The sequence below is a fragment of the Stenotrophomonas sp. pho genome (assembly GCF_006228405.1).
GTDB lineage: Bacteria > Pseudomonadota > Gammaproteobacteria > Xanthomonadales > Xanthomonadaceae > Stenotrophomonas > Stenotrophomonas sepilia.
On the sequence record NZ_CP029759.1, the window covers coordinates 2,908,254 to 2,934,271 of the forward strand.

At 66.4% G+C, this 26,018-nt stretch carries 24 protein-coding genes and 4 pseudogenes; 13 read left to right on the forward strand and 15 right to left on the reverse strand.

Going from position 1 to position 26,018, the window contains the following annotated elements; translation table 11 throughout:
• Positions 1-95: 95 nt before the first annotated feature.
• The 6 genes and pseudogenes from DL544_RS13690 to DL544_RS13715 all read right to left on the reverse strand — a co-directional run bounded on the left by DL544_RS13690 (position 96) and on the right by DL544_RS13715 (position 7,351).
• Positions 96-656 carry an NADPH-dependent FMN reductase gene (locus DL544_RS13690; RefSeq protein ID WP_049410520.1) on the reverse strand — a complete coding sequence of 187 codons (561 nt, stop codon included), beginning with the start codon at positions 654-656 and terminating at the stop codon, positions 96-98.
• 66 nt (positions 657-722) lie between these two features.
• Positions 723-2,665 (reverse strand): annotated as a pseudogene (asnB, locus tag DL544_RS13695) (asparagine synthase (glutamine-hydrolyzing)).
• 3 nt (positions 2,666-2,668) lie between these two features.
• A complete protein-coding gene (locus DL544_RS13700) occupies positions 2,669-4,948 on the reverse strand; it encodes a transketolase C-terminal domain-containing protein (RefSeq protein ID WP_139727361.1) in 2,280 nt (759 codons plus the stop codon).
• Positions 4,949-5,009: 61 nt separating this feature from the next.
• Positions 5,010-5,665: pseudogene (locus tag DL544_RS13705) on the reverse strand (glutathione S-transferase family protein).
• A 175-nt stretch (positions 5,666-5,840) separates the two neighbouring features.
• Entirely contained in the window at positions 5,841-6,383 is a 543-nt protein-coding gene (locus DL544_RS13710; RefSeq protein WP_005417537.1) for a GNAT family N-acetyltransferase, read from the reverse strand.
• A gap of 125 nt (positions 6,384-6,508) precedes the next feature.
• Positions 6,509-7,351, reverse strand: a complete 843-nt coding sequence (locus DL544_RS13715) for a glycine zipper 2TM domain-containing protein (RefSeq protein WP_065178309.1) — start codon at positions 7,349-7,351, stop codon at positions 6,509-6,511.
• A 163-nt stretch (positions 7,352-7,514) separates the two neighbouring features.
• Here DL544_RS13715 and DL544_RS13720 point away from each other — a divergent pair, with 163 nt between their 5' ends.
• Together DL544_RS13720 and DL544_RS13725 are read left to right on the forward strand one after the other, a co-directional pair.
• Positions 7,515-7,730, forward strand: coding sequence for a DUF6116 family protein (locus tag DL544_RS13720; RefSeq protein WP_005417541.1), 216 nt, complete (start codon positions 7,515-7,517; stop codon positions 7,728-7,730).
• Positions 7,727-8,500 (forward strand): TatD family hydrolase, encoded by a 774-nt coding sequence (locus DL544_RS13725; protein ID WP_138952032.1) that lies wholly within the window; start codon positions 7,727-7,729, stop codon positions 8,498-8,500. The genes DL544_RS13720 and DL544_RS13725 overlap by 4 nt, the downstream gene beginning before the upstream one ends.
• A gap of 77 nt (positions 8,501-8,577) precedes the next feature.
• Here the strand turns inward: DL544_RS13725 and DL544_RS13730 are convergent, their stop codons facing one another.
• Complete coding sequence (locus tag DL544_RS13730) at positions 8,578-9,405, reverse strand: tRNA threonylcarbamoyladenosine dehydratase (protein ID WP_065186068.1); 828 nt, start codon at positions 9,403-9,405, stop codon at positions 8,578-8,580.
• 79 nt (positions 9,406-9,484) lie between these two features.
• Here DL544_RS13730 and DL544_RS13735 point away from each other — a divergent pair.
• Both DL544_RS13735 and DL544_RS13740 read left to right on the forward strand, forming a co-directional pair.
• Positions 9,485-9,918, forward strand: a pseudogene (locus tag DL544_RS13735) (hypothetical protein).
• Between the two features lie 136 nt (positions 9,919-10,054).
• On the forward strand, positions 10,055-10,549 hold the full coding sequence (locus tag DL544_RS13740) for a glycine zipper 2TM domain-containing protein (protein WP_005417545.1): 495 nt from the start codon (positions 10,055-10,057) through the stop codon (positions 10,547-10,549).
• Between the two features lie 73 nt (positions 10,550-10,622).
• On the opposite strand, the gene DL544_RS13745 is transcribed toward DL544_RS13740, so the two are convergent.
• Positions 10,623-10,832 carry a cold-shock protein gene (locus DL544_RS13745; protein WP_005417546.1) on the reverse strand — a complete coding sequence of 70 codons (210 nt, stop codon included), beginning with the start codon at positions 10,830-10,832 and terminating at the stop codon, positions 10,623-10,625.
• A gap of 235 nt (positions 10,833-11,067) precedes the next feature.
• Here DL544_RS13745 and DL544_RS13750 point away from each other — a divergent pair, with 235 nt between their 5' ends.
• The 3 genes from DL544_RS13750 (at position 11,068) to arsC (ending at position 13,167) form a co-directional block, all read left to right on the forward strand.
• The gene (locus DL544_RS13750) at positions 11,068-11,553 is read left to right on the forward strand and encodes a DUF456 domain-containing protein (RefSeq protein ID WP_005417547.1); all 486 of its coding nucleotides are present in this window, start codon (positions 11,068-11,070) and stop codon (positions 11,551-11,553) included.
• Positions 11,554-11,671: 118 nt separating this feature from the next.
• Positions 11,672-12,826 carry a phospholipase A gene (locus DL544_RS13755; RefSeq protein ID WP_005417552.1) on the forward strand — a complete coding sequence of 385 codons (1,155 nt, stop codon included), beginning with the start codon at positions 11,672-11,674 and terminating at the stop codon, positions 12,824-12,826.
• The gene (gene arsC / locus DL544_RS13760) at positions 12,826-13,167 is read left to right on the forward strand and encodes an arsenate reductase (glutaredoxin) (RefSeq protein WP_139727363.1); all 342 of its coding nucleotides are present in this window, start codon (positions 12,826-12,828) and stop codon (positions 13,165-13,167) included. The genes DL544_RS13755 and arsC overlap by 1 nt, the downstream gene beginning before the upstream one ends.
• 72 nt (positions 13,168-13,239) lie before the next feature.
• On the opposite strand, the gene DL544_RS13765 is transcribed toward arsC, so the two are convergent.
• The 3 genes from DL544_RS13765 to DL544_RS13775 all read right to left on the reverse strand — a co-directional run bounded on the left by DL544_RS13765 (position 13,240) and on the right by DL544_RS13775 (position 15,912).
• A complete protein-coding gene (locus tag DL544_RS13765; protein WP_139727365.1) occupies positions 13,240-13,875 on the reverse strand; it encodes a glutathione S-transferase family protein in 636 nt (211 codons plus the stop codon).
• A 58-nt stretch (positions 13,876-13,933) separates the two neighbouring features.
• Entirely contained in the window at positions 13,934-14,272 is a 339-nt protein-coding gene (locus DL544_RS13770; RefSeq protein ID WP_005417563.1) for a hypothetical protein, read from the reverse strand.
• Positions 14,273-14,394: 122 nt separating this feature from the next.
• Positions 14,395-15,912, reverse strand: coding sequence for a fumarate hydratase (locus tag DL544_RS13775; protein ID WP_005417564.1), 1,518 nt, complete (start codon positions 15,910-15,912; stop codon positions 14,395-14,397).
• Positions 15,913-16,059: 147 nt separating this feature from the next.
• Here DL544_RS13775 and DL544_RS13780 point away from each other — a divergent pair, with 147 nt between their 5' ends.
• From DL544_RS13780 to DL544_RS13795, 4 genes are all read left to right on the forward strand, one after another.
• Entirely contained in the window at positions 16,060-16,956 is an 897-nt protein-coding gene (locus DL544_RS13780) for an RNA polymerase sigma-70 factor (RefSeq protein ID WP_065178295.1), read from the forward strand.
• Between the two features lie 36 nt (positions 16,957-16,992).
• Positions 16,993-17,442 (forward strand): carboxymuconolactone decarboxylase family protein, encoded by a 450-nt coding sequence (locus DL544_RS13785; protein ID WP_053497828.1) that lies wholly within the window; start codon positions 16,993-16,995, stop codon positions 17,440-17,442.
• A gap of 141 nt (positions 17,443-17,583) precedes the next feature.
• Complete coding sequence (locus DL544_RS13790) at positions 17,584-19,437, forward strand: ABC transporter ATP-binding protein (protein ID WP_139727367.1); 1,854 nt, start codon at positions 17,584-17,586, stop codon at positions 19,435-19,437.
• 80 nt (positions 19,438-19,517) lie between these two features.
• On the forward strand, positions 19,518-20,297 hold the full coding sequence (locus tag DL544_RS13795) for a ferredoxin--NADP reductase (RefSeq protein ID WP_005417572.1): 780 nt from the start codon (positions 19,518-19,520) through the stop codon (positions 20,295-20,297).
• 76 nt (positions 20,298-20,373) lie between these two features.
• Here the strand turns inward: DL544_RS13795 and DL544_RS13800 are convergent.
• Positions 20,374-20,852, reverse strand: a pseudogene (locus tag DL544_RS13800) (glutathione peroxidase).
• 130 nt (positions 20,853-20,982) lie between these two features.
• Here DL544_RS13800 and DL544_RS13805 point away from each other — a divergent pair.
• On the forward strand, positions 20,983-23,151 hold the full coding sequence (locus tag DL544_RS13805; RefSeq protein WP_065186065.1) for a M3 family metallopeptidase: 2,169 nt from the start codon (positions 20,983-20,985) through the stop codon (positions 23,149-23,151).
• Between the two features lie 127 nt (positions 23,152-23,278).
• Here the strand turns inward: DL544_RS13805 and cfa are convergent, their stop codons facing one another.
• The 3 genes from cfa to DL544_RS13820 are packed head-to-tail and all read right to left on the reverse strand — an operon-like array spanning position 23,279 to position 25,635.
• Positions 23,279-24,394 (reverse strand): cyclopropane fatty acyl phospholipid synthase, encoded by a 1,116-nt coding sequence (gene cfa, locus DL544_RS13810; protein WP_032954308.1) that lies wholly within the window; start codon positions 24,392-24,394, stop codon positions 23,279-23,281.
• Positions 24,395-24,413: 19 nt separating this feature from the next.
• Positions 24,414-25,295 (reverse strand): DUF3298 and DUF4163 domain-containing protein, encoded by an 882-nt coding sequence (locus tag DL544_RS13815; protein WP_139727369.1) that lies wholly within the window; start codon positions 25,293-25,295, stop codon positions 24,414-24,416.
• 37 nt (positions 25,296-25,332) lie between these two features.
• A complete protein-coding gene (locus tag DL544_RS13820; protein ID WP_005417588.1) occupies positions 25,333-25,635 on the reverse strand; it encodes a GNAT family N-acetyltransferase in 303 nt (100 codons plus the stop codon).
• Positions 25,636-25,843: 208 nt separating this feature from the next.
• Between DL544_RS13820 and DL544_RS21310 the strand changes: the two genes are divergently transcribed.
• A complete protein-coding gene (locus tag DL544_RS21310) occupies positions 25,844-26,005 on the forward strand; it encodes a hypothetical protein (protein WP_162911592.1) in 162 nt (53 codons plus the stop codon).
• Positions 26,006-26,018 lie beyond the last annotated feature (13 nt).

Below are 26,018 nucleotides of genomic sequence, written 5' to 3' on the forward strand. Positions count from 1 at the left end.
CGGGCGCCGTTGCGGCGCCCGAGCGGGACATTATCGCAGATCAACGCCCCGGGGTCGGATCCCCTGCGACGCAGGGGACTCTGACCCCGCAGGCGTCAATCGCCCTTGACGTGCACTGCGATCAACGCCAGGAACCGGTCCACGTAGCCCTGCAGGAACTTCTGCGTGCCTTCGTTGTGGATCGTGCCATCGGCATCGATCAGGCCGTCCTTGAAGTGGATGAATGCCTCGGGCTGGCCCAGCACATGCATGTCCAGGAAGGCCAGGCTGTTGCGCAGGTGCTGCTGGGCCACGGCGGTACCGATCTGGCCGATGGAGGCGCCGATCACCGCCGCCGGCTTGCCGGCAAACGCACTGTCACCGTACGGGCGCGATCCGATATCGATGGCGTTCTTGAGCACGCCGGGCACCGACCGGTTGTACTCGGGTGTCACGAACAGCACCGCGTCGGCGGCGCGCACCTGATCCTTCAGCCGGGTGCCCTGCGGCGGATAATCAGCGTCGAAATCCTGGTCGTACAACGGCAGATCGCCGATCTGCACGTACTGGAAGCGCGCGCGATCACCGGCGAGCTTCTCCAGCGCATGGGCCAGCTTGCGGTTGCAGGAATCCTTGCGCAGGCTGCCAACGAACACGGCGATGGTGGGGACGGACATCGGGACATACTCCTCACGGTGCGGGAGGCCCAGCCTAGTCGCCAGGCCCGTGCCATCCGGTGAAGATCAGCCGCCGGTCACGCCGGTCCGCGCCTGCCGCCAATGCGCCTGCCAGGCCTGGAACATCAGCACGTTCCACAAGTGGGTATGCCACTTGCGCTGCCCCCCAGGAACTGCTGCCACAGCGGCTGCACCGCCGCCGCCGACAGCACGCCCTCACGCTCCAGCCGCGCCGGCTGCAGCAGGTCCTCTGCCCAGGGTCGCAGGTCGCCCTTCAACCAGTCACTGACCGGTGCGCCAAAACCGCGCTTGGGACGGTGCACCATTGAATGCGGCACGTAACGGCCCAGCACGCGCTTGAGCAGCACCTTGCTGGTCGTCTCACTGCGCTTGAAGCCCAGCGGCAGCGACCAGGCGAACTCGGCCACGCGCCAGTCCAGCAATGGCGCGCGCGCCTCCAGGCTGACCGCCATCGAGGTCCGGTCGACCTTGCACAACAGGTCATCGGGCAGGTAGGTCACGAAATCGGCCAGCATCATCGCGTCAGCCGGTGTCCCCGCGCCGTGCAGCGGATCGGCCAGGTCGTAGAAGCTGCCGGCCGCCTGCGCACCGGGTACCGCCGCGGCAGGGTCGCGCCAGCGCGAGATGCGGTTGCGGTAGACGTCGCCGATGCCACGTGCGCCTGTCTCGGCCAGCAGCGCCGCCAGGCCACCGGTCCGCGAGGCCTCGCCCTGCTGCTGCGAGCGTGCGCCCATCCAGCGCCGCAGCGGCCCCGGCACGCGTCCGAGCATCTGCCAGTTGCGCAGCGCGCGTACATAGCGGGTGTAGCCGAAGAACAGCTCATCGCCACCGTCGCCGGACAGCGCGACGGTCACGCCCTGCCGTGCCAGCCGTGCCACCAGCGCGGTCGGCACCTGCGACGCATCGGCAAAAGGTTCATCGAACATCGCCGGCAACTGCGGCACCACCGCCAGCGCGTCGGCGCCACTGACGTACAACTCGGTGTGATCACAGCCGAGATGAGCCGCCAGCTCCCTGGCCAGCGGAGCTTCGTCATGTCCCGAGTCGGTGAAGCCGATGCTGAAACTATGCACCGGCTGCCCGCTCTGCGCCTGCATCAGCGCTGCCACCAGCGATGAGTCCGTGCCGCCGGACAGGAACACGCCGACCGGCACGTCGGCCACCATGCGCAGCGCCACCGCATCGCGCAGCAGCGTATCCAGCTGTTCCTCGGCCTCCTCGATGCGGCCCTGGAACGGGGCGGCCAACGCCGCCTGCATGCGTGCGCGCGCATCCCAGTACGGGCGCTGCGCCTGCTCCGGGCGGTGTGCCGCGGCGCCTGCGGCCACAGCCGCTGCATCCAGCCGCAGCACTCGGCCCGGCATCAGCTTGTAGCAGCGCTGGTGGATGCTGTGCGGCGCCGGGATGTAATCCAGCCGCAGCAGCAAGGTGAGCGCATCGCGGTCGATGTCGTTGTCGAACGCCGGATGTTGCCAGAGCGCCTTCAGTTCCGAACCGAACACCAGCGTGTCGCCGGCCCAGCCGTAGTACAGCGGCTTCTTGCCGACGCGGTCGCGGGCCAGCCACAGGCAACGATCCTGACGGTCCCACAGCGCGATGGCGAACATGCCGTTGCAGCGCTGCAGGGTGTCTTCGACGCCCCACTGCAGGATTGCCGCCAGCAGTACTTCGGTGTCGGAATGGCCGCGGAAGGTGTGCCCCAGCGGCTCCAGCTGTTCACGCAGGGCCGCGAAATTGTAGACCTCGCCGTTGTAGGCCATCACGTAGCGGCCGTCCGCCGAGGCCATCGGCTGGTGGCCCAGCGGGGACAGGTCGAGGATGCTCAGGCGTCGATGCGCCAGCGCGATGCCCGCCTCGGCATCGACCCAGCTGCCGCCATCATCCGGCCCGCGATGGTGCAGCGCTTGGCCCATGGCCAGCGCCTGCGCCTGCAGCGCCTCGGCCGACGCCAGCGGCGCCGGCAACAACATTCCCGCCAATCCACACATGCATCAGGGTTCCTGCGCCAGGTCGAGGGCGGCGCCAATCACCGCATTGTCGCTTGGAAGCCCGAACATTGCTGCCCCTGCCAGTGGCGTGTAGGTGTCGGCGCCACAGACGCGGCGCAGCGGCAGGTGACCAAAGCCGGCCTCGACCAGTGCCGTGACCACGCCCTCACCCACTCCGCCGCTGTGGCGGCCTTCGTCCAGCACCAGCACCCGCCGCGCGCTCGCGGCCTGGGCCGCGATGAAGCCGGCATCCAACGGTACCAGCCAGCGCAGGTCGACCACCCGCACCTGCCAGCCCAGCTGCTGCTCGATCGCCCGCGCCGCGCGCAACCCCATCGGCACGCCATTGCCATAGGTGTAGATCACCAGGTCTCCGGCCTCTGGTGCATACACCCGGCCCTCGCCCGGCACCAGCGCCTGGCTCTGTGCCGGGTAGTCGAACAGCCACTGGCCATCCCCTGCTTCGTGCAGGTCCTTGCTCATGTACAGCGCGATCGGCTCCAGGAACACCGCCACGCGCCCATCCACCCGCGCCAATGCGGCCAGCGTGCGCAGCATCATCACCGCATCGTCACCGCGCGAGGGGCAGCCGACCACCAGCCCGGGGATGTCGCGCAACGCGGTGATCGAGTTGTCGTTGTGGAAGTGCCCGCCGAAACCCTTCTGATAGCCCAGCCCGGCCACCCGCACCAGCATCGGGTTGCGGTACTGGTCGTTGGAGAAGAACTGCAGCGAACAGGCTTCACCACGCAGCTGGTCGATGGCGTTGTGCAGGTAGGCCAGGTACTGGATCTCCGGAATCGGCAGCATGCCCAGGTTGGCCAGGCCCTGCGCCATGCCCAGGATCATGGTTTCATCCAGCAGCGTGTTGAACACCCGGCGTGGACCGAAGCGGCGCAGCAGATCCTTGGTGACGGTGTAGACACCGCCCTTCTGAGCCACGTCCTCGCCGAACAGCAGGCTCTGCGGATACTTCGCAAGCAGCTCCAGCAGGCCGTGGTTGATCTGGATCGCGAGATGCCGTGGCGCCTGTCGTTCCGGCAAGGCCTCGGTACCGCCATAGAGTGCCTCGCGCGCTTCGTCGGCGACCTCGCGCCGGGCTTCGGCCTGCACCGCTGCGGGCGTATAGGGTGCCAATGGCGCCATGACCTCCTGCAGCGACTGCAGCTTCGCACGGCCTTCGGCATCGGCAGCGGCGGCCATGCAGCGCGCGCGCATCGTCTCGTAGGCCACTTCGATGGCGCCTGCATCCATCCAGCCCGATTCCAGCGCGATCTGCGCCGAGCGCAACAGCGGATCCTGTGCCTCGGCCGCGCACAATTCCGGCAATGCACGCCATTCCACCTCGAAGTCGGTGCCGGCGTGGCCCATCAGGCGCGTGGTGCGCAGATGCAGGAAGGTCGGTCGCCGCGTCCGCCGGCAGTGGTCCACTGCGGCCTGCACCTGGGCGTGCCCAGTGGCCAGGTCGAGGCCATCGGCAAAGAAATAGTCCAGCCCTGGCTGGTGGCTGAAGCGCTCGGCAATCCAGCCGTCCGGCGTCTTCACCGAGATGCCCAGCCCGTTGTCCTCGCAGACGAACAGGATTGGCGCCGGCAGTTTCTGGTAGGCCGCCCACATCGCGGTGTTGAATGCGGTCTGCGCAGTGGCATGGTTGGCCGAGGCGTCGCCGAACGAGCACAGCACGATGCTGTCGGCCGGAATGGGAAGCGCATGGCCCAGCCGCTTGCCACTCTCGATGGCCAGCGCGGTGCCCAGCGCTTTCGGCAGGTGCGAAGCGATCGTCGAGGTCTGCGGCAATACCCACAATGGCTTGCTGCCCCACACCTTGTGCCGGCCGCCACTGGCCGGGTCATCGGCGCTGGCCGCAAATGAAAGCGCCGCATCGCGCAACGGGTCGATGCCCGGCACCTGGCGCGAGCGCTCGACCATGAAGGCGCCGGAGCGATAGTGCAGGAATGCGGGGTCGGTATGCCGGCAGGCCCGCGCCAGCAGCGCGTTGCCTTCATGGCCGGACGACCCGATGGTATAGAAGACCTTGTTCTGCACGCGCAATACGCGCGCCATCAGGTCCAGCTGGCGGCTGGCCAGCTGGGAATCGAACAGCTCACCGAAGGCCGCAGCGCTGAGCGAGCTGCCCGGCAGGATCGGCGCGTCCGGTGCAGGACGTGCGCGCGGTGTGCCTCGCCAGCCACGCACCGCGTCGAGGAAATTGGCGTCGCACACTTCGGCGCGGTTGAGCACGCGCATGCGCGCAGGAATCGGATCTGGGACCACAGCAAACATCGAACACCCTCCGTGTCGTTGTTGCATTCCACCCGGCAACGCCGGGCGCTACCCTGTGGGATCAGGCAGCCTCGAAACGCGCGCGCACCTCGGCGGTCACCGCTGGCATCGCCACGAAGCGCGGCTGCGCGCGCACGCGCTGCAGCCAGGCGCGCACTTCCGGAAGGGCGCCAGGCTGATGCCGCCCTCGCCTGCGACGTCGGTATAGGCGAACAGCGCAATGTCGGCGATACCGTATGCGCTGCCGGTGAACCACTGCGCTTCGCGCAGGTGCTGCTCCATCACCGCCAGCGCGGTGGCGGCGCGCTCGTGCAGGCGTGGCAGTTCAGCACGGCGCGGTGAATCGGGCGGTGTCCAGCCGCGGATGAAGCGCGCTACCGCCACGCATGGCTCGTGCGTGTACTGCTCGAAGAACATCCAGCTCAATGCCTGCGCGCGTTCCCAACCGTCGGTAGGCAGGTAGGGCGTCCCTTCGGCCAACCAGAACAGGATCGCATTGGATTCAGTCAACACGCGGCCATCGTCGCGGACGATCAACGGCACCTTGGCGTTGGGATTGAGCGCAAGGAACTCGGCGGTGTGGGTCTGGCCATGGGCACTGTCCACTTCCACCCAGCGGTAGCGGCTGCCGAGCTGCTCCAGCAGCAGGCGGACCTTGTGGCAATTGCCGGACACCGACATGCCATGCACCGTCAACGGGACGCGCTCTTCCACCATTGCCTGCTTCCTCGGATCCGGCCGGCGGCCAGCTGCACGCAGTCTGGCAAGCCCGCCGGTGAATGCCAAGCGCGGATGCAGCATGGCAACACGGTAACGCTGGCCGCTGGCCGGCAATCGCACGAATCCTGCCACATCGAGGTTGCCGGCCAGCGGCCGGCACTACCGGCAACGCTCAGCGCACGCGCTGCCGCCACTGTTCTCGCGACTGGCCCCAGATCTGCATCGGCTTGTCGTTGTACGGCGGCGGCAGCTCTCCCATGCGCAGCAGCGTGCTGCCCAGCTTGCGCGCGACCGCCCTCGAGTTGTCGTTGTTCTCGGCGATGGTGTGGATCACCTCGTCCCAGCCCAGCGTGTCAAATGCCCAGTCGATGGCAGCAACCGCCGCTTCCGGTGCATAGCCCCGGCCCCAGCTGGCATGCCGAATACCCCAACCGACCTCGGTTCCAGGCCAGTCCTGCGGCTGCCACGGTCCCATCCGGCCGATCCAGTCACCGCTGGATTTCTCGATCACGCTGAACATCGAGAAGCCGAACAGCTGCCAGGCGCCGGCCAGGCTGCAGAAGCCGCGCCATGCCACCGAGGGCGGTTGAACACCCCCCAGGGTGCGCATCGTTTCCTCGTCGGCACAGAATGCCAGGTACGGTTCGTAGTCCTCGCGCAGCAGCGGGCGCAGGATCAGCCGCTCGGTTTCCAGGCGCAGGTCGAAGATGCTCATGCCGACTCCTTGTCGAAGGGGGCATCCATCATGATCGATTCCCTTTCCCCACGGATCAATGCCCGTGCGCACAACGAAACGGGCCGGCATGAGCCGGCCCGTCGGGTGCAGCAGGGTGTTCTGGATTACTGGCGCGTGGCCGCAGTGGCGCCGGCAGCAGCGGTCTGCGTGACCAGCTGGCCATCGACCACCGGCAGGCGATCGCTGGCCGGCTTGTTGTCCATGCGCACGGTCTTCTCGGCGCCATCATAGCGATAGGTCACGTTGTAGCCCTTCACCACATCATTGGTACCCATGGCGATGCGGCTGCCCGGCTTGCTGGCCATGCGCATGGTGCCGGTGGTGCCGTCTTCGTTGCGATAGGTCACGTTGTAACCGGTGACGCGGCTCGACTCGGACGTTGCGGTTTCGGTGTGGCACTGGCGCTCGGTACGATTGACCACGCGGCCGCCCACATGGCGCTTGTCGATCTGGTTGCCGATGAAGCCACCGGCCACCGCACCGGCTGCGGTCGCGGCCTTCTTGCCGTTGCCGCCACCGACCTGGTTGCCGAGCAGGCCACCCACCACCGCGCCGACCACGGTACCGCCGACGTTGCCATCACGCTCCGGCAGGCGTTCCTGCACCGTCACGTCCTGGCAGACCTCGTGCGGAGTCTGGGTGGTGGAGGTCTCGCGCACCGGATCGGTGCCGATCACGGTGGCATAGGCCTTCTGCTTCTCGGTGATCGGGTCGACCTTCAGCACATCGGCATATTCCAGCCCGCGCGGCGCGGACGGGTCAAGCTTGTCACCACGTACGCCATCGTCGGTGGCGTTGCCATCGACCAGGCGCGACTCGCCATTGGGGGTTGCGGCGCTGATGGAGTCGGGCGAGCGGTCGCCACTCTTCATGAAGGCGGCGGTGGCGATGCCACCAACCAGCAGCGCGCCCGCTGCGACCAGGACAGTTGTAGTTGTGCTTTTCATGACCTGCTCCTTGCGGACCATCCGCAACGTTCTCGGGACAGATTGCAGCACGCGCTGCCTGAACGGAATCTCCACATTTCCTGCTCATTGCTATAACCCATTCAGCATCGGGAAATGCAGGGCCCGTGGTAGCGTTTGCATATTCCCCACGAGGATCCCCGCCATGGCCAACCCGATGCTGCTGCCAGTACTGCAATGGGCGCGCCGGCTGCGCTACCCCACCCTGTTCAAGCTCACCGCCGGCCTGTTCGTGCTGACGCTGTTCATCCCGGACCCGATCCCGTTCATCGATGAGCTGGTGCTGGGCTTCGGCACGCTGCTGCTGGCGAACTGGAAGAGCCGCAACGCCACCACGCCACCGCCGCTGGAACAGCGTTGAGCGTGCTGGTCGACAGCCACTGTCATCTCGACGCGAGCGCGTTCGACCCTGACCGTGCCGCGGTGATCGAGCGGGCGCAGGCCGTGGGTGTGCGCCAACAGGTGGTGCCAGCGGTCACCGCTGCCAGCTGGCCGAAACTGCGCGAGGTCTGCCAGCAGGCGCCCGGGCTGTACCCGGCCTTCGGCCTGCACCCGATGTTCCTGGCCGATCACCAGCCTGGGCACCTGCCACTGCTGCGCGAGTGGATCGAGCGCGAACGCCCCTGCGCGATCGGCGAATGCGGCCTCGACTTCTTCGTCGAAGGACTGGATGCCGAGGCTCAACAGGCGTATTTCATCGGCCAGCTGGAACTGGCCCGAGAATTCGATCTGCCGGTGATCGTGCACGCGCGACGCGCGGTGGATGCGGTGATCGCCGCGATCCGTCGCGTCGGCGGCCTGCGCGGCGTGGTGCACAGTTTTTCCGGCAGCCCCGAACAGGCCGCGCAACTGCACAGGCACGGCTTCCTGCTGGGCCTTGGCGGTCCGCTGACCTACGAGCGGGCGCAGCGCCTGCAACGGCTGGTACGCGGGATGCCGCTGGAGCAGCTGCTGCTGGAAACCGACGCGCCCGACCAGCCCGACGCAGGGGTCCGCGGCCAGCGCAACGAACCGGCACGGCTGGCAACCATTGCCCGGCACGTGGCCGCGCTGCGCGGAATGGAGCTGGAGGCCCTGGCACAGGCCACGACAGAGAATGCACGGCGGCTGTTCGCGCTGCCGGCAATGTGACGGCGGGGGCCCGACCTTGGCCGGCACGCTGTAACGACGGCGACGAACCCGATGCCGGCCAGCGGCCGGCACCACCGTCACGCGTCGGCGTAAGCCTCGGCCACCTCGGTTTTCGCCTTCTTCGGCTCCAACAGCATCTCAAGCGCCTTGCCCACCGCCGCAAAGGCGAACGCGCCGGTGATGTGGGTCGCCGCGCCCAGACCGGCGCCGCAGTCCAGCTTCAACGCCGCATCGGCACCCAGGTTCGGACGAATGCCGCAGACGCTGCCATCGGCCTGCGGGTACTTCACATTCTCCAGCGAATACACCGCCGGCACGCCGAAATAGCGCTTGGCGTTCTTCGGGAAGTTGAACTCGCTGCGCAGCTTCTTGCGGATCAGCGCCAGCATGGCGTCATGCTCGGTGCGCGAGACATCGCGGATACGTACCAGGGTCGGGTCGGTGCGGCCACCGGCAGCGCCGATGGTCAGCAGCGGCAGCTTGCGGCGGCGGCACCAGGCGATCGTCTCGACCTTGACCCGGAAGCTGTCGCAGGCATCGATCACCAGATCGAACCCGCGGTCCAGCAGCTCAGCCATGTTGGACATCGTCAGGAATGCCTGCACGGCATCGACGTCGATCCCCGGATTGATCGCACGGCAGCGCTCGGCCATCGCCTCGGCCTTGTTGCGCCCGTAATTGCCTTCCATCGCCGGCAGCTGCCGGTTGGTGTTGGACACGCAGATGTCGTCGGCATCGATCAGGGTCAGATGACCGACCGCCGAACGGGCCAGCGCCTCCACCACCCACGAGCCGACGCCGCCCATGCCGACCACCGCCACGCGGCTGCCCTGCAGGCGCTCGAGCGCACCCACGCCATACAGCCGTTCGATGCCGGCAAAGCGTTGTTTGACCTGTTCGTTCATCGGGCTATTTTAACGTGCAGGTGCCAGCGCCCAAAGCACGCGGGCGTCGAACCCACCGTTGCACGCCCGGAGAGCCCGCATGAACGCCAGCCCGCCCCGCCGCCTGTCCCCTGCCCATCGCTACCTGTTCGTACTGTGCCTGGGCCTGCTGATCGGCCTGGTCGCCACGGTGATGGTAGGCCGCGCCCTGCAGGCGCGTCGCGACCCGTTCCCGGACAGCCTGATGCAGGTGATGCAGCGGCAGTCGCAGCTGCTGCAGCGGGCCCAGCAGCAGAACCGCTGCAGCCTGGCCGACAGCGTGCCGCGGCTGCAGGCGCTACGCCTGTTGTCCAATGACCTGGACCTGGCGTTTCCGGGCTGAAGGACAGCACGCAGTTCCAGCAGCACGCCAGCCGACTTCGCGGCAACCTCAACACGGCGCTGGCTGCACCGCCAGGCGACTGCAGGGCCTTGGCCCAGCTCGTGGAAACGCTGCAGGCCGATTGCCGGGCCTGCCACCAGGATTTCCGCTGAGGCGCGTTCATCCTGCAGCCGGGCATCGGGTGCGTGGTTGGCGCGTTGTTCACGTTCGAAGGGAGAGGATTCGTCCACCCTGCTGCATGACGCAGTACCACCCAACATACCCGCCTTCACGGCCAGGAGACGCCCCATGAAGATCCAGCTCATCGCCGCCAGCGCCATTGCTACCCTCGCGCTGGCCGGTTGTGCCACCTCGCCCGGTTACAGTGGCGGTGGTTACAACAACGGCTACAACAACGGCGGCTACGGCAACAACGGCGGCTACAACCAGGGCCGCTGCGCGGACTGTGGCATCGTCACCCGCATCAATACCGTGCCCTCGGGCCGCACCGCGCCCAGCGCGACCGGCGCGATCCTCGGCGGCATCGTTGGCGCCGTGGCCGGCCATGAAATCTCCGACCACACCGGTGGCAGCCGTGGCAACAAGAACATTGCCGCCGCTGCAGGCGCAGTCGGTGGCGCCCTGGCCGGCAACCAGATCCAGAAGAACGTGACCAGCGATACCTACGACATCAGCGTGCGCATGGATGATGGCCGCACCATCGTGGTCAACCAGCGTGACCTGGGTGGCATCCGTGAGAACACCTATGTGCGCGTGGTCAACGGCAAGGTCATCCTGCGCTGACCTGCAGCGGGCCAAAGGCAAAGAAAAAGGCCCGCTTGCGCGGGCCTTTTTTCATGCCGACGGACGGCAGGTGTTACATCGGCTGGACCTTGTCAGCCTGCAGGCCCTTCTGGCCCTGCACGACTTCAAAGCTCACACTCTGGCCTTCCTTGAGGCTCTTGAAGCCCTGGGTCTCGATGGCGCGGAAGTGCACGAACACGTCCTCGCCATTCTGCCGGCTGATGAAGCCGAAGCCCTTCGCATCATTGAACCACTTTACCGTACCGGTCTCGCGATCAGCCATCTCACTAACTCCCTTTGACTCTCTCTTGTTGTTGGAAACGCCTGGTGGGCGGCTGACAAGCAAGGGGGAAGCGAGGTGCATCGATGCAGCGGATCGGGAAGATCTTGCTTCATCAGGCCACGATCCACGGTGACCTTGCCAAGCTCAGCGACTGCAACTTAACCCGGCCAAAACGAAAAAGCAACTGGCAAAATCTTTCACTGTCAACCCCAAAACGGACTCCATACGGGACAGCATGGGACTCTCATTCATCTTGTATCTGCTAGCGGTCATTTTTGTCCTGATAGGCATCGCCGGCATCATCCTGCCGGCCCTCCCGGGCATCCCGCTGGTGTTCATCGGACTGCTGCTGGCCGCCTGGGCCGACGGCTTTGCCCACGTCGGCTGGCCTACCCTGGTCGCGCTTGGGGTACTGACCCTGCTTTCGCTGCTGGTGGACGTGCTGGCCACGGTGGTCGGCGCGCAGCGTGTCGGTGCCAGCCGCAAGGCGCTGTGGGGAACCTTCGTCGGCAGCATCGTCGGCCTGTTCTTCATGCCCATCGGCCTGTTCGCCGGACCGCTGGTCGGTGCCCTGCTCGGCGAGTACTGGCACACCCGCGAACTCGGCCGCTCGACCAGGGTCGGTCTGGCCACCTGGCTCGGCATCCTGCTTGGCCTGGCACTGAAACTGGCGGTTGTGATCGCGATGCTGGGCCTGTTCGCGTTCGCCTGGTTCTTCTGAGCCACCGGGCCTTCACGCCACGCGCACGCTGTGACCGTGCATAAACCGTGGGGCTGGCCGCGATCCGGCACAGCCGCCACACTGTGTGATTCCCGAATTCATCGAAGGGCCTGCTGCAATGACCCTCCCCACGCTGTCTCCCCGTCTGGCGCCGCTGGCGCTTGCCCTGGCCAGTGCACCGCTGGCTGCGCAGGAGTTCGCGCCTACCGCCGATACCTCACCGGCCGCCTGCGCGGCAATTACCACCGACGCGGCCCGGCTGGCCTGCTATGACCGCCTGTTCGGGCATACCCCGGAGGCTACCGCCGCCGCTGATGCTGCCGCCGAAGCGGCTGCACAGGCCCGCCGCGAAGAACGGCAGACCGCGCGCGTGAGCCAGGGCGAGGAAAAGCTGCGCGAGCGGGTGAGCGACCTGTTCCGCCCGGCGACGCCGGACAGCGCGCTGGCCAACGCCGGCCGCGGTTCGCTGCTGGACAGCCGCTGGGAACTGGCCGAGGACTCCAAGCTGGGGCCGTTCCAACTGCGCGCCTACAAGCCGGTGTACCTGCTGCCCGCCTTCTGGACCAGCGATCGCAACACCATGCCGCACTCGCCGAACCCGGCCAACAGCGTAACCACCCCGCAGGTACTCGACAGTGCCGAGCTGAAGTTCCAGATCAGCTTCAAGACCAAGATCGTCGAGAACCTGTTCGGCGACAACGGCGACATCTGGGCCGGCTACACCCAGAGTTCGCGCTGGCAGGCCTACAACAGCGAGGATTCGCGCCCGTTCCGCGAAACCAATTACGAGCCGGAAGTGATGATGGTGTTCCGCAACGGCTACTCGATCGGTGGCTGGCGCGGGCGCATGACCGGCATCGCGCTGAACCACCAGTCCAATGGACGCGCCGACCCGCTGTCACGCAGCTGGAACCGGGTCATGCTCAACATCGGTCTGGACCGCGAGAACTGGGCGCTGGTGCTGCGTCCCTGGTACCGCATTCCCGAAAGCCGCAGCGAAGACAACAATCCGGACATCGAGGATTACATGGGCCGCGGCGACGCCACCCTGACCTGGAACCGCAATGGGCATGAGGTCTCGCTGATGGCGCGCCATTCACTGCGCACCGGAAGCCGTTCGCACGGTGCGCTGCAGCTGGACTACGGCTTCCCGATCAGCAACCTGCTGCGTGGTCATGTGCAGGTCTTCGACGGCTACGGCGAAAGCCTGATCGACTACAACCACAAGGCTACCTATGTGGGTGTGGGCGTGTCTCTGCTGGAGTGGTTCTGATGGACGTGACGATCTGGCACAACCCGGCCTGCAGCAACTCGCGCGGCGCACTGAAGCTGATCCGCGATGCGGGCTTCGAGCCGGTGGTGATCGACTACCTGGGCAACCCGCCGGACGCAGTCACGCTGCGCCAGGTACTGGCCGAATCCCGGCTGCACGCACAGGAACTGGTACGCAGCAAGGAGGCGCTGTTCACCGAACTGGGCCTGGACGGCGCCGACGACGCCACGCTGCTGGCGGCGATGAGCGAACACCCCCGTTTGATCAATCGCCCCGTGGTGCGTACGGCCAAGGGCACGCGGCTGTGCCGCCCACCGGAAACAGTGCTGGAGATCCTGTAACCCGAAAAAGGGACGGAGGGAATTAAGTCGTTTGTGCACAAACGACCTAATTCCCTCCGTCCCCTTTTTTGGTCACCGCCAGTCGGTGATGCCTTCGCGTCGGTAGACCTCGGCGAACGCCGGGCGCGCCTTCATCGAGGTGGCATGCGCCTTGAGCACCGGCCAGGTGTCACTGGGCCTGGGCATGTTGCGCGACCAGCGCATCAGCATCACCAGCATGTAGTCGACCACGCAGGGCCTGGCGCCCAGCAGGTACGGGCCGTGCGCCTGCAGGTGAGCGGCAACGTGCTGCCAGGCCGCTTCGAGCCGCTGACGCGCCCTCTCGCGGCTGGCCTCGACGTTCGCCTGGCCGGCCATTTCATGCGGATAGAACCAGGCCCGATAGGCCGGCTGCAGCGTATTGGCACACCAGAACATCCAGCGGTAGGCATCGCCACGCTGCGGCGTGCCCGGCACCGGGAGCAGGCCGGCCTCCGGGTGGCGATCGGCCAGGTACAGGGCGATGGCCGCCGCTTCGGTCAGTACCAGGCCATCGATCAACAGTGTCGGCACCACACCGGCCGGATTGAGCGCCAGGTACTGCGCCGACTTGTGCTCGCGCGCGTCGAAATCCAGCAGCACCAGTTCATGCTCGATGCCGAGCTCGATCAGCAGCCAGTGCACGACCAGCGCGGCGGTACTGGTCGAACCATACAGCGTGGTGCTCATGCGGAAGATCCTGTGCGGGTGGATCAGCCGATTATGCGCCCACGCGCGCGATCATGGCTCAGCCGCAGCTGCTCATGCAGGAATCCCGGCGCTCGCCACAGGACATCATCGGCGCGCGCATCGCGCAGTCGTGCGTCTTCAGTTCGCAGGCACGGCGCAGGTCCGGATTGTCCACGTCCTTGCAGCGCTTGTCCGGCGCCGGCACCACCTGCTGCTCGCAGTTGCTCTGGCGGCTGCCGAGGGAGTCATTCTGCGCCATGCAGCTGCGATAGCCGGCCTGGCACTGCACGCGGCATTGCGCCGATGCGGGGAAATCCGCGCCTTCGTACGACGCCGGGGTGCTGCAACCGGCCAGGGCCAGCAGCACGCCTACCACGATGAACCGATGCAGGGCCATGGACACGTCCTGTGCGAGGGTGTTCCGACCGTAGCAGAACAACCGCTACCGGAACATCAATATTTTTGCCCACACAACAACGGCGCCACAGGGGCGCCGTTGTCTGGTCCGGGATGAAGGGCTTACTCCACAACCACCGGAATCTTGCCGATGCGGGCCTGCCATTCGCGCGGGCCGGTCTTGTGCACCGATTCGCCGGTGGAATCCACCGCCACGGTCACGGGCATGTCCTGCACGGTGAACTCGTAGATCGCTTCCATGCCCAGGTCGGCGAAGCCAACGACCTTGGCCGCCTTGATCGCCTTGGACACCAGGTAGGCCGAACCACCAACGGCCATCAGGTAGGCCGACTTGTGCTTCCTGATCGCCTCGATGGCGGCCGGGCCGCGCTCGGCCTTGCCGACCATGCCCAGCAGGCCGGTCTGTGCCAATACCTGCTCGGTGAACTTGTCCATGCGGGTCGCCGTGGTCGGGCCGGCCGGGCCCACCACTTCGTCGCGCACCGGATCGACCGGGCCGACGTAATAGATGAAGCGGCCCTTCAGGTCGACCGGCAGTTCCTCGCCCTTGTTGAGCATGTCGACCATGCGCTTGTGCGCGGCATCGCGGCCGGTCAGCAGCTTGCCGTTGAGCAGCAGGGTCTGGCCCGGCTTCCAGCTGGCCACGTCCTCTGGGGTGATCGTGTCCAGGTCCACCCGGGTGCCCTTGGACGCGTCATAGGTCAGTTTCGGCCAGTCTTCCAGCGACGGCGGGTCCAGCATCACCGGGCCACTGCCATCCAGGGTGAAGTGCGCATGGCGGGTGGCGGCGCAGTTCGGGATCATCGCCACCGGCAGGTTGGCCGCATGGGTCGGATAGTCGTTGATCTTGATGTCCAGCACAGTGGTCAGGCCGCCCAGGCCCTGCGCACCGATGCCCAATGCATTGACCTTCTCATACAGCTCCAGGCGCAGCTCCTCGATGCGGTTGGAGGCACCACGGGCCTGCAGCTCGGTGATGTCGATCGGTTCCATCAGCGCCTCCTTGGCCAGCAGCATCGCCTTCTCGGCGGTGCCACCGATGCCGATGCCGAGCATGCCCGGCGGGCACCAGCCGGCGCCCATGGTCGGCACGGTCTTCAGCACCCAGTCGACGATGGAGTCGGACGGGTTGAGCATGGCGAACTTGGTCTTCGCTTCCGAACCACCGCCCTTGGCGGCAACGATGACGTCGACCTTGTTGCCCGGCACCACCTTGACGTTGACCACACCCGGGGTGTTGTCCTTGGTATTGATCCGCTTGCCGGCCGGATCAGCCAGCACCGAGGCGCGCAGCTTGTTGTCCGGATGCATGTAGGCGCGGCGAACGCCTTCATTGGCCATGTCTTCCACGCCCATGGTGGCGTCATCCCAACGCACGTCCATGCCGATTTCCAGGAACACGGTGACGATGCCGGTGTCCTGGCAGATCGGACGGTGGCCTTCGGCGCACATCCGCGAATTGATCAGGATCTGGGCCATCGCTTCCTTCGCGGCCGGCGACTCCTCGCGCTCGTACGCGGCGGCGAGGTTCTTGATGTAGTCGACCGGGTGGTAGTACGAGATGTACTGCAGCGCGTCGGCGATGGACTGGATGAGGTCTTCCTGCTTGATCGATGTCACGGCTTGCTCGCTTGCTCGAGGCTGGCGGGGGTAATCCGCCCATTTTACCCCCTCCCCCGGCCCCGGGGTGGTAGTGCCGGCCGCTGGCCGGCAAGATTCCCCCCGACGCTCTGTCACGCCACGCGCCACTGCGGCGTCCTTGCACACATGAACGCCGAAACCGTTTTCCAGACCCACCGCCCGCGCCTGATGGCGCTGGCCTATCGCCTGCTCGGCAGCCGCGCCGACGCCGAAGACGTGGTGCAGGACGCCTGGCTGCGCTGGTCCGGCGCCGATCCTGCCAGTGTCCGCGATGCAGAGGCCTGGCTGGTCACCACCACCACCCGGCTCGGCCTGGACCGCCTGCGAGCGGCCAAGCGCGAGCGTGTCCACTATGTCGGCCCATGGCTGGCCGAACCGCTGGCGGTCACCCTGGAGCCTGACCCCGCGCCCGGCCCGGCCCAGCTGCATGCGCTGGCCGACGAGGTCTCGGTCGCCTTCCTGACCCTGCTCGAACAGCTCGGCCCCGAAGAACGCGCCGCCTTCCTGCTGAAGGAGGCCTTCGACCACGACTACCGTGAGATCGCCGACCTGATCGGCCACAGCGAAGCCAACTGCCGGCAGCTGGTGCACCGTGCCCGGCAGCGCCTGCAGGCCGGACGGCCGCGCTTCAACGCCGACGCCATCCAGCACCGGCAGTTGCTGGCGCGCTTCATGGATGCCTCGCAGCGCGGCGACAGCGAAGCGATCCAGGCCCTGCTGCACGCCAATGCGGTACTGGTCTCCGACGGCGGTGGCGTAGTCACTGCGGCGGTACGGCCCCTGCTGGGCGCCGAACGCATCGGCCGCCTGTTCTGGGCCATCGCCCGCCGCGGCGCGGCGCATCCGGCGCAGCTGGGCTACGTCAACGGCGAACCGGCGATCCTGCGTTTCCAGGGTGACCGCCTGCACTCGATCACCACCATCGAAGTGGTCGATGGTCGCATCGCCAACGTGTACAGCGTGCTGAATCCAGAAAAATTGCCGAAGGTTGTCACGCACCACGACGCTGCGGCGTCCTTGTGATGAAAGGCGGCCATCGTGGCCGCCGTGGAGCCCACGATGTCCGATCACACCTTCCCCCGCGTCCCCTACACCCGCCTGGCCGCCGAGGCCTTCAAGGGCCTGCTGGCCACCAGCCAGGCGGTGCATGACAGCTCGATCGACCCGACCCTGATGGAACTGGTGTTCCTGCGCGTGTCGCAGCTCAACGGCTGCGGCTACTGCATGGACATGCACGGCACCGCGCTGCGCAAGGGTGGCATCGAGCCGCGCAAGCTGGACACCCTGCCCGCCTGGCACGAAAGCCGCTTCTTCGATGCGCGCGAACGCGCAGCACTGGGCTGGGCCGAGGCGCTGACCCGCTTGACCGACGGAGCGCCGTCGCAAGCGGCGTTCGATGCACTGGAACCGCACTTCGATGCGAAGGGCATCAGCGACCTGAGCATGGGCATCGCGGTGATCAATGCCTGGAACCGGCTGGGTGCGGGGCTGCTGCCACCGCTGCCGTAACGGAGAGCGGGGTCGGACCCCTTCGCATGGCGAAGGGCTCTGACTCCGAGGCGCGGTGGCGGGATCAGAGCCCTTTGCGCTGCAAAGGGATCTGACCCCATATGACCCCATCTGCACGCCGTGCGCGCGCACAATGGCGGCATGCCTACTGCCGCCGCGAAGAAACCCAGCCTGCGCCAGCGCTTCAGGGCGATGCGCAATCTGCCCCCCTTCCTGCGCATGGTCTGGAAGACCAGTCCGGCGCTGACCCTGGCCAGCCTGGGGCTGCGCCTGATCCGTGCGCTGCTGCCGGTGGCGATGCTCTACGTCGGCAAGCTGATCATCGACAGCGCCCTGCACCTGAGCCAGCACGATGCCGGCTTCCCGCCGCTGGGCGAGGCGCTGTCCAGCGGCCTGCTCAATCCACTGCTGGGCCTGCTGGCACTGGAATTCGGCCTGGCCATCGCCTCGGACCTGCTCGGCCGGCTGGTCAGCTACGCCGACGCTCTGCTTTCCGAACTGTTCGCCAACGCCACCAGCATCCGCCTGATGGAACACGCCGCGACGCTGGACCTGGAGGATTTCGAAGACCCGAACCTGCAGGACAAGCTGGACCGTGCGCGGCGCCAGACCATGGGCCGGATGAACCTGATGAGCCAGCTGTTCGGCCAGGTGCAGGACGCGATCACCGTGGCCAGCCTCGCCGTCGGCCTGCTGGTCTACGCGCCGTGGCTGATCCTGCTGCTGGCGCTGGCACTGGTGCCGGCCTTCATCGGCGAATCGCACTTCAACGCGGCCGGCTACAGCCTCAACTTCCAGTGGACGCCCGAGCGCCGCCAGCTCGACTACCTGCGCCAGCTGGGCGCCAGCGTGGAAACGGCCAAGGAAGTGAAGATCTACAACCTGCACCGCTTCCTGGTGGAGCGCTACCGGCGCCTGTCGGTGGCATTGTTCCAGGCCAACCGCGCCCTGGCACGGCGCCGCGCGTTCTGGGGCACGCTGCTGGCTGCGCTGGGCACGCTGGGGTATTACACCGCCTACGCCTACATCGCATGGCGCACGGTGCGTGGGGACTTCTCGATCGGCGACCTGACCTTCCTCGCCGGCAGCTTCCTGCGCCTGCGCCAGCTGCTGGAAGGCCTGCTGATCGGCTTTTCGCAGGTGGCCAGCCAGGCGCTGTACCTGGATGACCTGTTCTCGTTCTTCCAGATCCAGCCGGAAATCCACTCGCGCGATGGGGCCGTGCGCGTGCCGCAACCGATCCGCCAGGGCTTCGTATTCGAGAACGTCGGCTTCCGCTACCCCGATGCCGAACAGTGGGCGGTGCGTCACCTGGATTTCCAGCTGCACGCCGGCGAAGTGCTGGCCCTGGTCGGCGAGAACGGCGCCGGCAAAACCACCCTGGTGAAGCTGCTGGCGCGGCTGTACGAACCGGACGAAGGCCGCATCCTGCTCGATGGCCGCGACCTGCGCGATTACGACCTGGATGACCTGCGCGCCAACCTCGGGGTGATCTTCCAGGACTTCGTGCGCTACAACCTCAGCGCCGGCGAAAACATCGGCGTCGGCCAGGTCGAGGCGATGGACGACCAGGCACGCATCGCTGACGCGGCGCGACGCGGCATGGCCGAGGAAGTCATCGACGACCTGCCCGGCGGCTACGACCAGCAGATCGGCCGCCGCTTCAAGCAGGGCGTGGACCTGTCCGGTGGCCAGTGGCAGAAGATCGCCATTGCCCGCGCATGGATGCGCAATGCGCAGGTGATGATCCTGGATGAGCCAACGGCAGCGCTGGATGCCCGCAGTGAGTTCGAGGTGTTCCAGCGGTTCAGGGAACTGGCGGATAATCGCACCGCAGTACTGATTTCCCACCGCTTTTCCTCGGTACGCATGGCCGACCGCATCCTGGTGCTGGCCGATGGCCGGATCGAGGCCAGCGGCACCCATGCGCAGCTGATGGCGCAGGGCGGCCGCTATGCCGAGCTGTTCGAGCTGCAGGCGGCGGGTTACCGCTGAGAACGCCTCTCGTTCCGCCCAATGAGAACTTGTCTCATTTGAGATAGAATTACCCCCGACGACTTTCGATAGATACGCCCATGTCCTCCGCTTTCGGCGCCGAAACGGTGCTTGAGGTCCGTCACTGGACCGATGCCTACTTCAGCTTCACCACCACCCGCGACAGCGGCTTCCGCTTCGAGAACGGCCAGTTCGTGATGATCGGCCTGGAAACCGAGGCGCGACCGCTGCTGCGCGCCTATTCCATTGCCAGTGCCAACTGGGAAGAACAGCTGGAGTTCTTCAGCATCAAGGTGCAGGACGGCCCGCTGACCTCGCGCCTGCAGCACATCAAGCCGGGCGACAAGGTACTGGTCGGCAAGAAGCCCACCGGCACCCTGCTGATCAGCGACCTGCATCCCGGCAGGAACCTGTACCTGCTGGGCACCGGCACCGGCCTGGCGCCGTGGCTGTCGGTCATCAAGGACCCGGAAACCTACGAGCGCTTCGAGAAGGTGATCCTGTGCCACGGCGTGCGCTACGAAAAGGACCTGGCCTACCGCGATTACTTCGAGAGGGAACTGCGTGAGCACGAGTTCCTCGGCGAGATGATCGGCGACAAGCTGCTGTACTACCCGGCCGTCACCCGCGAGCCGTTCGCCAACCAGGGCCGCCTGACCCAGCTGATGGAGAGCGGCGAGATGCAGCGCACCCTCGGCCTGCCGGAACTGAGCCCGGAAAACGACCGCGCGATGATCTGCGGCAGCCCGCAGATGCTGGCCGACCTTCGCACCGTGCTCGATGCCCGGGGTTTCCAGGTTTCGCCGCGCATCGGCCAACCGGGCCACTACGTGTTCGAGCGCGCGTTCGTCGAGAAATGATGCTGCAACGGCAGTGCCGGCCGCTGGCCCGCGCTTCCTGGCACCATGGGATTGCCGGCCAGCGGCCGGCACTACCTCACAGCAGCGCTTCGATCGCGCTGCGCAACTGCTCCGGCCTGGTGGTGGGCGCATGCCGCGACACCACCTGCCCCTGGCGATCGACCAGGAACTTGCTGAAATTCCACTTGATGCGGGCACTGCCGAGCAGGCCACGCTTTTCGTGCGTCATCCAGGCCCACAACGGATCAGCGCCCTCGCCGTTGACCTCGATCTTCTCCGACAGCGGAAAGCTGACCGGATAGTCCAGCGAACAGAACTGCCGGATCTGCGCCGCGCCCCCGGCTCCTGCGCACCGAACTGGTTGCACGGGAAGCCGATCACCACCAGGCCGCGCTCGCGGTAGTCCTGCCACAACTGTTCCAAGCCGGTGTACTGCGGGGTGAAGCCACAGCGGCTGGCGACGTTCACCAGCAGCAACGGGTGGCCCTGATAACGGGCCAGCGCCTGCGGCTGGCCGTCGAGGTCACGGAAGCTGAAATCGTAGGCGCTGGTCATGATGGCGGGCCGTGGGTGGTGAATGCATGGTACCCGCGCCCGGAGCCGGCAACATGCCTTTTGACACAAGTGCGGGCGCCGCCGGCCGGGTTACCCTCGGGCCCTTGTTTGCCTTACCGGAGTCCCTGCCTTGACCACCCGCCTTGCCCTTGCCGTGGCCATGTCCCTCGGCCTTGCCCTGCCCGCCTTCTCGGCCAGCGCCGTCACCCCGTCTGCCAGCACCCATGCCCAGCAGGCCAATCCGTTCTTCGCCGAAAGCCCGCTGCCCCTGCATTATCCGCAGTTCGACAGGATCAAGGACAGCGACTTCGCCCCGGCCTTCGACGCCGGCATGGCGCAGCAGCTGAAGGAAGTGGAGGCCATCGCCAACAACAAGGCCAAGCCGACCTTCGACAACACCATCATCGCCCTGGAAAAAAGCGGTGACATCCTCGACCGCGCGACCACCGTGTTCTTCAGCCTGGTCGGCGCCGATACCAACGACACCCGCAAGAAGCTGCAGGCCGACTACTCGGCGAAGTTCGCCGCGCACAGCGATGCGATCGCGCTGAACGGCAAGCTGTTCGCCCGCATCCAGGCGCTGTATGACACCCGCAGCCAGCTGGGCCTGGACGCCGAAGGCGTGCGCCTGGTCGAGAAGTACTACGACAACTACGTGCGCGCAGGCGCCAAGCTGTCCGAGGCCGACAAGGCCAAGCTGAAGGAGATGAACGCCGAGCTGGCCAACCTCGGCACCAAGTTCAGCCAGAACGTGCAGTCGGAAGTGAACGCTTCGGCAATCACCGTCGACGACGTCAAGGCGCTGGACGGCCTGTCCAAGGAGCAGATCGCCGCCGCCGCCGAAGCCGCCAAGGCCCGCGGCCAGGACGGCAAGTACGTGATCACCCTGCTCAACACCACCGGCCAGCCGCCGCTGACCAACCTGGCCAACCGCGCCCTGCGCCAGAAGATCTACGAAGCGTCGGTCAGCCGTGGCAGCCGTGGCGGTGAGTTCGACAACACCGCGCTGGTCTCGCGCATCATGCAGCTGCGTGCCGACAAGGCCAAGCTGATGGGCTTCCCGAACTTCGCCGCCTACAACCTGACCAACCAGACCGCCAAGACCCCCGAAGCGGTCAACGCAATGCTGGGCAAGCTGGCCCCGGCCGCGGTGGCCAACGCCAAGCGTGAAGCCGCCGACCTGCAGGCGATGATCGACCAGGAACAGAAGGCCGCCGGCAAGCCGACGTTCAAGCTGGAACCGTGGGACTGGGCCTTCTACAGCGAGAAGGTGCGCCAGGCCAAGTACAACTTCGACGAGTCGCAGCTGAAGCCGTACTTCGAAATGAAGAACGTGCTGGAGAACGGCGTGTTCTACGCCGCGGGCCAGGAATTCGGCCTGACCTTCAAGCAGCGCACCGACCTGCCGGTCTACCACGATGACGTCACCGTCTACGACGTGTTCGACGCCGACGGCAGCCAGCTGGCGATCTTCATCTTCGACCCGTATGCACGCGCCTCCAAGCGCGGTGGTGCGTGGATGAACTCCTACGTCTCGCAGTCCAAGCTGACCGGCTTCAAGCCGGTGGTCGCCAACCACCTGAACATTCCGAAGCCGCCGGCCGGCCAGCCGACCCTGCTGACCTGGGACGAGGTGAACACCACCTTCCACGAGTTCGGCCACGCCCTGCACGGCATGTTCTCCAACGTGAAGTACCCGTATTTCTCGGGCACCTCGGTGCCGCGTGACTTCGTCGAGTTCCCCTCGCAGGTCAACGAGATGTGGGCTGACAACCCGGTCATCCTGAAGAACTACGCCAAGCACTACCAGAACGGTTCGGCGATGCCGCAGGCGCTGCTGGACAAGGTGCTGGCGGCGGCCAAGTTCAACCAGGGCTTCGCCACCACCGAGTACCTGGGTGCGGCCATGCTGGATCAGCGCTGGCACCAGATCGGCCCGGACCAGGTGCCGGCGGCCAAGGACGTGATGGCCTTCGAGCGCGCCGCGCTGGAGAAGGACGGCATCTACTACGCTCCGGTTCCGCCGCGTTACAAGACCCCGTACTTCAGCCACATCATGGGCGGCTATTCGGCCGGCTACTACGCCTACATCTGGTCGGAAGTGCTCGATGCCAACACCCAGAAGTGGTTCAAGGACAATGGCGGCCTGAGCCGCAAGAACGGCGACCACTTCCGTGCCACCCTGCTGTCCAAGGGCGGCAGCGTCGACGCGATGCAGCTGTTCCGCGATTTCGCCGGCCACGAGCCGCAGATCGAACCGCTGCTGGAAAAGCGTGGCCTGACCGGCGCCGGCAACTGATCACCTGCGCGGTAGCGTGAAACGAAAACCGCCCGGGAGACCGGGCGGTTTTTTTGTTGTGGTTGGGGTCAGAGCCCTTTTCTGTGAAAAGGGATCTGACCCCGGGGTCTCCGACCCCGCGCTGGCTTCATCGTGGCGCCACGTACCCACCCGGCACGCCTTCCGGCGACAGCACCAGCTGCCACAGTTGCGCGTGCCGGCAGCGGAAGGTGGCCATCGACCCGGCCAGGTAGAAGCGCCACATGCGGCGGAAGTGCTCGTCGTAGCGCGCATCCAGCCGTGGCCACGCCGCCTCTACGTTGCGCCGCCAGGCCTGCAGGGTCAGGTCGTAGTCGGTGCCGAAGTTGTGCCAGTCCTCCAGTACGAAACGGCCTTCGAACGCCCGGGTGATCTGCACCGCCGACGGCAGCATCGAGTTGGGGAAGATGTAGCGCGCGATCCACGGATCGGTGCGATGCCGGGAGATGTTGGTGCCGATGCTGTGCAACAGCAGCAGGCCGCGCGGCGACAGGCAGCGCTTGGCCACCTCGAAGAAGCCCGCGTAGTTCTTGTCACCGACGTGCTCGAACATGCCGATCGAGAAAATCGCATCGAACGGTTCGTCCAGCTCGCGATAGTCCTGCAGTCGGATCTCGATCGGCAGGCCCGCGCACAGGTTCCGCGCGAACTCGGCCTGCTCCTGCGAAATCGTCACGCCGACGCCGCTGACACCGTAGCGCTCAACGGCGAACTTCAGCGCTTCACCCCAACCGCAGCCGATGTCCAGCACGCGCTGGCCCGGGCGCAGGCCCAGCTTGCGGCAGACCAGGTCGAGCTTGGCTTCCTGTGCGGCGTCGAGGTCATCGGCGTTGCGCCAATAGCCACAGCTGTAGACCAGGCGCTGGCCGAGCATGGCCTGGTAGAGATCGTTGCCCAGGTCGTAATGACGGCGCCCGACCTCGTAGCTGCCCTGCCCCGCCTGCAGGTTGAACAGGCGCGCCCTCAGCGCATCGGCCACTTCGCGCCAGCCGTGCACCCGTTCATCCAGGTGCGCCTGCATCAGGTGGACGAGGAATTCATCCAGGACGTTCGCATCCCACCACCCTTCCATGTAGCTCTCGCCCAGGCCGAGCGAGCCGTGGCCCATGACCCGCGCGAAAAAGCGCGGGTCATGCACCTGGATGTCCTGTGGCTGGGTACCGCCGATGCGGACCCCGGCTTCGTGGAGCAGGCCGGCGACCCGCTCCTGCAACCCTGTATCCACGCCACCTCCTCGACTGCGGTCAACCGCGTGCGAACAGCTCCACGTAGTCCTTGGCCACGTGCGGCAACAGCACCGCCGCCGGTACATCGGCGGTCTGGGTGCCGTCCGAGTATGGACCCACCTGGTACGGAGGGAAAACAAACCGCAGCGCGGTGATCTGCCCCTTGTCGTCGGTCAGTGGCTGGAACTGGCTGAAATTGTCGGCCTGCGGGCCAGTACCGTCGGCGATCATGCGCGATGCGTTGCGCAGCGATTCCTGCAGTTGGGCCGGGTCCATGTCCTCGCCGCTGAGCCGCGTGGCCACGCGTTCGCGCAGCTGGTCGGAGACGAAATCGCTGATTGCCTTCCAGCCCTTGGCATCGGTCACCAGCTTGTCGGCACTGAGCATCTGCTGCTGCTGCGGCAGCCATACGAAGCGCGCCACCAGCGGTTCGCCATGGGCGCCACCGGTGTAGCGGCTGCCATCGGCACTGACCACCACCAGCTGCGGGGTTTCCAGCAGCTTCTCGAAGCTCAGCGACAGCTCGTAGGGCATGGTCGGCTTGTCGTTGCCCAGCCCGTCCAGCGCCTGCTGCAGGTCGCTGCGTGCGCTGGTGGCATAGTCCTGCAGCGCGCGCGCCAGACCGGGGTAGCGGTCGATACCCGCCGGGTAGCTGATGCCCACCACCTCACGCTCGTTGTTTTCGATCACGTCGCGCAGGTCCAGCGGCGCTTCCGTGGCTGGCGTCTCGCCGGCGGCGGTGGCTTCGGCGGCGGGCGCCGCGTCGGTTACCGGCGCCGGCTCGCTTTCACGCTGGCAACCGGCCAGCAACAGCACGCCCACCACGCCGGCCAGCACGCTGCCGTGCAGTGGCCGGTTGTTTCCAATCTTCATCGGGATCCCCTGTTCATGTTTGTACATCATCGCCTGCCATGGCTGAAGCGTGGCCCGCTGGCATTCAGCCAACGAGCAGGTCGTGGTACTCCTCGTGCCGCTGCAGGAAGGCCTCGGCGTAGGAACATGCCGGCACCACCTTGTACTTCTGCTCGCGGGCGAAACGCAGTGCCACGCGGGTGAGTTCACCGGCGATGCCACGGCCGGCGATCGGCTCAGGCACCTCGGTGTGGGTGATGACCATGCGCTTGCGCTTGATCTGGTAGTCCAGCACCGCCAGCTGTCCTCGCACACGGGCGGTGAAGCGGTGGTTGGCCAGATCGTGTTCGACCTCGTAGGCCAGACCGGGGGGCGTGACCGAAGCCATGGAACTGTCTCCTGCGGCGACTGCGTGGATGGTGCGCAGCCGGGCGCCATGATCGCGTGAAGCCTGAACAGGGGCAAGTCCAGTCCATTCACGTCAGTTTTCGCCCTCAAGCTGGAGGGTCGCCGGCCGCTATCGCCTATGGCGGGGTACGGCCAGGCTGGCACGACCCTTGCGACCGTTGATCATGCGCACCACCGTGGAGGCTCCCATGCACGCCAGCGATTCCCATTCCGATACCGACCGCGCCCTGCTGGAGGGCCTGCTGCAACTGGCGGTGGAAGGGCAGACCGAGGATCAGGATTTCCAGCGCATCGGCGAGGAAGTATTCGCCCGCCTGCTGGATACCTACGGCCACACGACCCAAGCCTGAAACCGGATACGCC